Source organism: Streptosporangium sp. G11 (assembly GCF_051192615.1).
In the GTDB taxonomy this organism is placed as follows: Bacteria; Actinomycetota; Actinomycetes; order Streptosporangiales; family Streptosporangiaceae; genus Streptosporangium.
Genome location: NZ_JBPJUQ010000191.1, coordinates 1 through 4,967, shown reverse-complemented (window position 1 = coordinate 4,967; position 4,967 = coordinate 1). Strand labels below are relative to the sequence as shown.

The 4,967-nt window shown below is 71.1% G+C and carries 3 protein-coding genes; 2 read left to right on the top strand and 1 reads right to left on the bottom strand.

The window, feature by feature from the left end:
• Positions 1 to 381 precede the first annotated feature (381 nt).
• A complete protein-coding gene (locus ACSDR0_RS49330; protein WP_435295914.1) occupies positions 382 to 3,114 on the bottom strand; it encodes an ATP-binding protein in 2,733 nt (910 codons plus the stop codon).
• A 174-nt stretch (positions 3,115 to 3,288) separates the two neighbouring features.
• On the opposite strand from ACSDR0_RS49330, the gene ACSDR0_RS49325 reads away from it, so the two are divergent.
• Positions 3,289 to 3,771: a DUF1579 family protein gene (locus ACSDR0_RS49325; protein WP_435295913.1), complete on the top strand. Its 483-nt coding sequence runs from the start codon at positions 3,289 to 3,291 to the stop codon at positions 3,769 to 3,771.
• A gap of 99 nt (positions 3,772 to 3,870) precedes the next feature.
• Entirely contained in the window at positions 3,871 to 4,806 is a 936-nt protein-coding gene (locus ACSDR0_RS49320; protein WP_435295912.1) for a zinc-dependent alcohol dehydrogenase, read from the top strand.
• Positions 4,807 to 4,967 lie beyond the last annotated feature (161 nt).

Below are 4,967 nucleotides of genomic sequence, written 5' to 3'. Positions count from 1 at the left end.
AGAGCCCGGTGAATCGAGAGATTCACGCCGGGATCTGTGGGAGCCCAGGGGTGAAATCCCCCTGGGCTACCCGACTGGACCCCAGGATGGGGTTCAGACGGGCAACCCCGCTCCGATCGACGATGACTCCGGGACCGACTCTCAGGCCCGTTCTGGGTAAAACAAACGTGTCATGAGCCCGAAACGAGCGTGATCACGGATCTTGGGTCCAGTCTTTCCCTGTCGCCGGTGAGTGACGATTCTGCCGGGTTTGGTCAGGGTCCCGCTAGCCTAGGGGCCTCCGGCGCAGTCGGCGCGCATCGAGAAGACCACAAGATCGCCGAACGCCGCGGTCGGGCCGATCGGGGGCTCGCGAGTCCCCGCGGACGGCCTCGTTCGCGGCTACGCCATCTTGACGCCCATCGCGGCGAGTTCCGATGTGCCCTGTGCGCTCTTGCCGGGCATGAGCAGGAGGGTGCAGGCTCGCTCGAATCGGGATCCCAACTGTTGCCATGCCGCCGCCGACGTCTCAAGCGCGGCGGTGTCGCCGTGCAGGCGGCCCCGGGCGCGGGCCAGGCAGGCGGCGGCCCAGTCGTTGCCCTGCGTCGAGATGCCCGCCGCAGCCAGGCGTTCCGCGGCGTCAGGCAGTTCGGCGACGACGGCCAGCTCGGTCGCGGCGGCCCGTATGTAGGCCGAGGACCAGTACGTGGTGTCGGCGCGGCCCAGTTCCAGGAGCGGGACGATGTCGTCGAACCGGCTGGTGTGGACGGCGAGACGGATGTCGACGAACGTCACGAAGGTGGCGTGGCCGAGCACCACGGGCCCCCTGACCTGGATGGCGCGGGCACGCCACAACCTTGCGGCGTGGTCGTCACCGCGTAGCCCATGGATGAGGGCAATGGCGCCCAGGCAGGGCGACAGTGAGCCCATCGTCGGCATGCCGGCCCGCTGCCAGCCGTTCCAGGCCGTGGCCGCCAGGTCCAGCGCCTCCTCGAAGTCGCCGGCCAACACCAGAGGGGTGATCAGGTTGGCGGCCGAGAGGTAGGAGTCGCCGACCAGCTCATCGGCGGCTGCCAGGCGGGCGGCCGAGCCGGCGGCCCGCAGGTCTCCGATGTCGAGTGCGGCCTCGCAGGTCACCTGGTGGGTGTCGAGGATCTCGGGCGCCGCGTGCGGATCGTGGCGGGGCATCGCGGTGAGCAGGGACAGTCGTTCGCGGCTGATCCGGTACGACTTGTCGCGCCGGCCTGCGGCGCGGGCCGCGATGGCCACCGCGTCGAGCGCGGCGCTGAGGAGCACAGGATCGCCGGCCCGGCGCGCGGCGGCGACGGCGGCCTCGGCCAGCGCGGGATCCGGATCGAACTTTCGCGGGCCCGCCGTCCACGCGGCCGCCGCCTTCAGATGGGCCGCCACCAGGAGGTCGGAGGGGTCACCTGCCTTGATGGCCTCGGTGAGCATGGTGAGCAGGCCGGCATGGGGGACCTCGATGGCGAACCCGCCAGGATGCCGGGCGGTCATGACGACGGCCAGGGCCAGCGCGATGGCCCTGGCGTTGCCGTCCCCGCTCGTGTGCGCCTGCGCGGCCGAGGACAGCAGCAGGTCAAAGACCCGCTGGCCGGCATTGTAGATGGTGTGTCCGCAGTCGGCCGCGTCGCGCAGGTCGCGGGCCGCCTGGCCTGGGGTGGGCGCGCGTTCGGCGGCCTCGAGGAACCGGTCGAACGACTCCATCAGGAACCGGCGGGCGTAGCTGAGCCGAGCCAGGGCGCGGGCCAGCCGGTGCGGCTCGGGGCCCGGCCCGGGTGGCGCGGCGGCCAGAGCCGCCCGCAGGTCCCCGGCGACAGCGTCGAAGTCGCCGCTCCAGCCCTCGTCCTCCAGCCGGTTTTCCAGGGCCGAGGCGGTGAGCAGCGACCATTCCAGATGCCGTCGCCGCGTCTGGTCGCGCTCCCCGCTGTTGTCCAGGTGCTCGGCGGCGACGGCCCTGATGGTCTCCAGCAGCCGCCACCCGCCTTCCGCCTGCCCATGGACGATCAGGCTCTTGTCGACCAGCCGGCCCAGGATGTCGGCAGCCGCGGCGCGGTCGCCGACGGCGGCCACCATCTCCACGGCCCGCAGGTCGAAGCCGCCGGCGAAGACGGCCAGCCGGCGGAACAGCGTGCGTTCCTCCTCGTTCAGCAGGTCGTGGCTCCAGCCGATCACGGCGCGCAGTGATCGATGCCGTACGGCCGATCCCCGGCTGCCGGCCAGCAACCGCAGATAGTCGCCCAGGGCGCTGAGCAGACCGATGCCGCCCAGCGATGCCCAGCGGGCCGCCGCCAGCTCGATCGCCAGCGGCAGCCCATCCAGGCGGGCGCACACGTCCGCGACGATGGCCCGGTCGGGCAGCGCACCGGGTAAGGGGCCGCGGACGCGGTCGTAGAAGAGGAGCTCGGCCTGGGAGCCCAGCGGGAGCGGCCCGACGGAGATGGTGTGTTCATCCTGCAGGCCGACCCGCTCGCGGCTGGTCGCCAGGATCGTGGCCCCAGGGCAGGCGGTCAGGATCCGCTCAGCGAGCTCGGCCACCGCGTCGAGCAGGTGCTCGCAGTTGTCCAGGATCACCAGCGACCGTCCCCGGGCCAGCCGCTCCACCACGGCGTCGGCCAGCGGCTGCTGCGGCCGTTCTGTCACGTCCAGCGCGGCGGCGACGGCCTGGGTGACGAACCCAGGACCGACCGGCACCAGGTCGACGAACACCGCCCCGAAGGGGAAGGACGGCGCGGCGGCCTCGGCCACCACCACCGCCAAGCGGGTCTTGCCGACCCCGCCGGGGCCCAGTAACGTCACCAGCCGATCCCGGGCCAGAGCGGTCAGAACCTGGTCACGTTCCGCCACACGCCCGACGAAGCTCGTACGCGTCCGCGGCAGGCCGCTCGTCTTCCCGACGGGCGGCGGAGTGCCGCCGGCCGTCGTGCCGGCCAGATCCGCCAGCGCCTTGCGGTCGGCGACGCCGTACTTGCGCAGGAGCGATGACACGTGTCCCTCGACCGTGCGGACGGAAACGTGTAACCGGTGACCGATCTGCGCGTTCGTGAGCCGCAGGCCGAGCATCGTCAGCACCTCGCCTTCGCGGGCGGACACCTCGACGGGACGCGTGTGATCCATCGCTCCATCATGGCCGACCGGTCGCCGTTTCCCCGGGTTCCGGCTGATCTTCCTGCGAGCACGTGCCAGGGCACGTGGTGCCCGCGTACCGGACAGGTGGTCGCCACGGGTGCCCGCCGGTCACAGGTCGCGGCAGGCTACGACACACAGCACGACAACCCAAGGAGATTAGAAATGTCGGAGAACACCGAATTCCAGATGCCCACCCCCGCCCCCGAACTCGAGCGGCTGAACTTCCTGCTCGGCGAGTGGATCCTGGCAGGCTCCACGGTCGAGAGCCCGATGGGCCCGGCGACGCCGATCACCGGCTGGGAGAGCTATGAGTGGATGGAGGGGGGCTTCTTCCTCATCCACCGCTGGGAGAGCAGCTTCGAGGTCGCCGGCATGAAGGTGGTCGACGCCGGTCACGAGTTCTTCGACTACGACGCCGCCACCGGCCGCTACCGCACCCACTTCTTCAACAGTCTCGGCCCGTACGACCACGAGGCCAGCAAGTACCACGGCGGCTTCGACGGGGACGCCCTGGTGGTGACCGGCCCCGCCCGCATCACCCGAGGCCCGAACGCGGACGGCACCGTCACCGTCGACTCCGATGTGCCCGTCGGCGAGGGCGTATGGGCGCCCTTCATGGTGTGCACCCTCACCAGAAACCCGTAAGGCGCCGGGCCCGGGGGGAGGCATGAGCGCCTCCCCCCGGCCGCGCGCGCCCTTGACCGCCCCGATGATGTTTCCTGACATCTGTACGAACGGTGACATATGCGTGCGTTGGTCTACACCGAGCCAGGAGTCCTGGAAATCCTCGATGTGCCCGAGCCCGGCGAAGGCCGCGACAGCGTGATGCTCTCGGTCGCACTCGCCGGAATCGGCGGCAGCGAAGTCCTGGCTCTGCGCGATCCAGGCGCCAGAACCCTCCCTCTGATCATGGGACACGGTGTGGTGGGCACCGATCCCGGCGGCCGGCGGGTGGCCGTCAACCCACTGTCCGGCTGCGACGCGTGCCGCTTCTGCCGCGAGGACGACCGGCAGCGTTGTCCGGGCTGGCGGATGCTGGGCGTCCATCACGACGGCGGGTTCGCCGAGCGCGTCGCCGTCCCCAGGGCCGCGCTCGTGCCCATACCCGATGATCTCGCGTGGGAGCAGGCGGTGTTCATCGAACCGTTCGCCAACGCCGTCAGGGCATGGGCCCGAAGCGGCGGCGGGCCGTCTGACCGGGTCGCGGTGGTCGGGGCGGGAAGTCTCGGCCTGGGCTGCGTCGCGATCGCCGCGGAGGCGGGCGTGCGAACGCTGGGCTGCGCCGAACCGGCGGCGGCCCGGCGCGCGGCCGCGAAGTCGCTCGGCGCCACCAGGACGGGCGCCGCCCTGAACGGCACGTTCGATCTGGTCTTCGACACAGTCGGCAGCCGCTACAGCAGGCGCGAGGCGATCGAGCACACCGCGCCAGGGGGCCGCGTCGTGCACCTCGGCTTCGCCGACGCCGAGCCAGGCTTCGACCCGGTAGCGTTCACCCGCGCCGAACACACCCTGATCGGCTCCTTCGTCTACGATCGCGCCCAGTTCCTGCGCGCGATCCCCCTGGCCCGCAGGGCCGACCCGAACTGGGTGACCGGTTTCGGGCTGGACCAGGCGCCTCAGGCACTGGAGAGCTTCGCTCGGGGCGATTACGGCCTTGTCAAGGCCGCCGTCCGGCCCTGACGGCCCTCCGCTCCCGAGCATGTCCCCAGACATCCGAGCACGTTGTGGTGTCAAGTGACGACGGTGAGAGGAGGTGGAAACGCGATGGACTCGTCGTAGGTCCGGCGCGTTTTGAGGCAGTGATAGAGGCAGCCGATCAGACGGTTGAACAGGTGCCGCAG

What these genes read in the sequence shown, in the direction of transcription:
- ACSDR0_RS49330 (WP_435295914.1), bottom strand. Translation starts at nt 3,114, where the DNA reads ATGGATCACACGCGTCCCGTCGAGGTGTCCGCCCGCGAAGGCGAGGTG.
- ACSDR0_RS49325 (WP_435295913.1), top strand. Translation starts at nt 3,289, where the DNA reads ATGTCGGAGAACACCGAATTCCAGATGCCCACCCCCGCCCCCGAACTC.
- ACSDR0_RS49320 (WP_435295912.1), top strand. Translation starts at nt 3,871, where the DNA reads ATGCGTGCGTTGGTCTACACCGAGCCAGGAGTCCTGGAAATCCTCGAT.